The organism is Sphingomonas sp. JC676 (assembly GCF_014489075.1).
Taxonomy (GTDB): Bacteria; Pseudomonadota; Alphaproteobacteria; order Sphingomonadales; family Sphingomonadaceae; genus Sphingomonas.
In genome coordinates this window covers 1-2,779 of record NZ_JACTGR010000018.1, presented here as the reverse complement: position 1 = coordinate 2,779, position 2,779 = coordinate 1, and the positions used below count along the sequence as shown (strand labels likewise).

At 63.8% G+C, this 2,779-nt stretch carries 3 protein-coding genes and 1 pseudogene; 2 read left to right on the top strand and 2 right to left on the bottom strand.

All coding sequences use genetic code 11. From position 1 onward, the window contains the following. Nucleotides 1-557: pseudogene (locus IAG41_RS22780) on the top strand (1,4-beta-xylanase); the annotation flags it as partial. Then, nucleotides 557-1,474, top strand: coding sequence for a family 43 glycosylhydrolase (locus IAG41_RS22775; protein WP_187730998.1), 918 nt, complete (start codon nt 557-559; stop codon nt 1,472-1,474). The pseudogene IAG41_RS22780 and the gene IAG41_RS22775, both read left to right, overlap by 1 nt. Here the strand turns inward: IAG41_RS22775 and IAG41_RS22770 are convergent. Both IAG41_RS22770 and IAG41_RS22765 read right to left on the bottom strand, forming a co-directional pair. Further along, nucleotides 1,461-2,234 carry a FadR/GntR family transcriptional regulator gene (locus IAG41_RS22770; RefSeq protein WP_187730997.1) on the bottom strand — a complete coding sequence of 258 codons (774 nt, stop codon included), beginning with the start codon at nt 2,232-2,234 and terminating at the stop codon, nt 1,461-1,463. The two genes, IAG41_RS22775 and IAG41_RS22770, sit on opposite strands and share 14 nt — an antisense overlap. Nucleotides 2,235-2,401: 167 nt before the next feature. Next, nucleotides 2,402-2,602: a hypothetical protein gene (locus IAG41_RS22765; protein ID WP_187730996.1), complete on the bottom strand. Its 201-nt coding sequence runs from the start codon at nt 2,600-2,602 to the stop codon at nt 2,402-2,404. Nucleotides 2,603-2,779 lie beyond the last annotated feature (177 nt).

Here is a 2,779-nt window from a genome sequence, read left to right as displayed (position 1 = left end):
GCGGCGGCGGCAACTACAAGCCGACCGAAGACAAGAACAAATATGTCGCCAAGCTCTTGCCCCAGGTCTTCGACTGGGCGCGCAGCGTGGATCCGATCCAGCCGCTCACTTCGGGCGTGTGGCTCGGCGATCATTGGGACGATTTGACCAAGGTCGATGCGGTCGAGAAGACCCAGATCACCCAGTCCGACGTGATCAGCTTCCACGATTACAGCTGGCCCGAAACCTTCGAGAAGCGGGCGATGCAGATGCTCGGCTATGGCCGCCCGGTGTGGTGCACCGAATATATGGCGCGTGGCAACGGATCGACCTTCGACGGGTCGCTCCCGATCGGCAAGCGGCTGAACATCGCGATGTTCAACTGGGGCTTTGTCGACGGCAAGACCCAGACCCGCCTGCCCTGGGACAGCTGGAAGAAGCCCTATACGTCCGACGAGCCGACGATCTGGTTCCACGAGGTGTTCCGCGCCGACGGCAAACCCTATCGCCAGGCCGAAGCCGACCTGATCAAGCGGCTGAGCGCCGCACCCAAAGGCACGGTGCCAGCGGGCCGGTGATGCGCGGGCTGGCGATCGCCGCTGCGCTGCTCCCCGCTGCAGCGCAGGCCCAGTCGGTGCCGTCGGTGTTCGCCGGCGCCGATCCATCGGTGCTGGCGGCAGACGGGAGATATTGGATCTACCCGACCGATGCAGGGGGCGGCGACAAGCTGTTCGCCTGGTCCTCGTTCGATCTGGCGGCCTGGCAAAAAGGGCCCGAGCTGCTGACCCAGGAGGCGATACGCTGGGTCGGCGATGACAAGGCACCGCGGCACTATCTGTGGGCGCCCCACATGACCGCCGCCAACGGCAAATATTATCTCTATTATTCGCTCGGCCCGCAGAACCCCACGCCCAGCCGGTTGGGCGTTGCGGTATGCGACAATCCCTCCGGCCCCTGCACCGACAGCGGCAAGCCGCTCGTCACGGGTGGAAACGGCTTCGAGGCGATCGACCCGATGGTCTTCGTCGATCCGAAGACCGGGACGCCGTATCTCTATGCGGGGGGCAGTGCCGGGGCAACATTGCGCGTTTGGGCGCTGAAGCCTGACATGATCACGCTGGATCACGAAGTGACGGTGGATCAGCCGCCCCACTTCACCGAGGGCGCGTTCATGCACGCGCGAAACGGCGTCTATTACCTGTCCTATTCGGCAGGGCGATGGAACACTTCCGGCTACCAGGTCCATTACGCGACGGCGCCATCGCCGATCGGGCCATGGACCTATGCCGGCCCGCTCCTGGTGAGCGGCGAGAAGTACAAGGGCCCGGGGCACCACAGCTTCTTCCAGGATCCCAAGGACGGGCAATGGTACATCGTCTACCATCGCTGGGAGGGCGTGACGGGCAACGGCCCCTATCGCGGCAGCCGGCGCGTCGCGATCCAGAAGCTGGAATATCGCGCAAACGGCGCCATCCTGCCGATCAGGATGAACTGACCGGCGGGGATGAGGCCGCAGCGCCGCCCTGGTTCTCGAAATCGTCGATCAGATTGAGCACGTCGCCGATCAGCATCCGCATCGCGGCGCGGGCGCCATCCGGATCGCGTGCCATGATCGCATCGTGCACGGCGGCATGATCCGCTAGGCTTGCCGAGCGATCCCTGATCCGATTGGTGAAGCGGATCGACGTGTGCAAGGCGGTCCCAACGGCATCGCGGAACTGCGCGTAAAAGGGATTCTTCGAGGCATGAAGGATCGCGACGTGAAATGCGATGTCCGCTTCCAGCGTGTCGTCATGGCCCCGCTCGGCCGCTGCCATGCGCTCCAGCCCGGCCGAGATCCCGGCAAGGTCCTCGGGTTCGCCAAACCGCGCCGCGAGCGCCGCGGCCTCGGGCTCGATCGCGACGCGCAACTGGTTGAAGTGGCGCAGCAGATCGAGCGAGAATTTCCGTTCGAGCAGCCAGCTCAGCAGATCGGTATCGAACAGGTTCCACATGGTCGCTGGCTGGACCACCGTTCCTTGCCGCGGACGCGCGCTGAGCAGGCCCTTGGCGGTCAGCATCTTGACCGCCTCGCGCGTTACCGACCGGCTGACGCGGTGCTGCTTGGCAAGTTCGGCTTCGGTCGGAAACGCTTCCGTCTCATAGCGTCCGGTCACGATCGCCCTGCCCAGGCTGTCCAACAGTCCATAGGTGAGGTTGCGCCCGAGCTGGGGCTCCGAATGCTCTGCGGCGAGGCTGGGGTAGGATGTCGCCATTCAACCTATGTTAGCGTCCCGCCACAGCGGAACAAGCTCAGTAAATAAGATAAATAGACCCGAAACCGCCCAAAAAGAGCGGTTATGTATAACGGGCGGAATTCGTCGATCGGCGCCGGATTAGCGGGATCGCGAAACCATCCTCGCTAGGCCCGCCGCCCCGGGTCTCACGTCTTCAGAGTAACCCAGACTGAAACGGGCACGACGAATTTTCCAGGTGCCGGTTTGCCGACATCGACGCGATCGGCCGTCACCAACTCCCCGGTCTCGAGGGTGAATGAGACCCAGGGTTTGGGCATGCGCCCGAAAGACATCTTCTGGATCGGCTGGCCGGTGGCCGTGTTCATGATTGTTGCGATGACACCCATCAGCGGCCGATAATGGCGGCAAGAGCCCCTTGTCCAGAGACCTGCACGGGCGACTGATATTGCTGGCTGGCAACCGCGAAAGTCCGCGCTCGCGATGTCCGCAATTGGGTCGTCAGGACGTTCCGCAGCCGCAACCACAAATGTCCGCTTCCTGCCTCCGCCTGCCGAAAGCTGCCG

Excerpts from the sequence above, each read along its gene's own strand:
- IAG41_RS22770 (WP_187730997.1), bottom strand. The coding sequence starts at position 2,234 with ATGGCGACATCCTACCCCAGCCTCGCCGCAGAGCATTCGGAGCCCCAG.
- IAG41_RS22775 (WP_187730998.1), top strand. The coding sequence starts at position 557 with ATGCGCGGGCTGGCGATCGCCGCTGCGCTGCTCCCCGCTGCAGCGCAG.
- IAG41_RS22765 (WP_187730996.1), bottom strand. The coding sequence starts at position 2,602 with ATGGGTGTCATCGCAACAATCATGAACACGGCCACCGGCCAGCCGATC.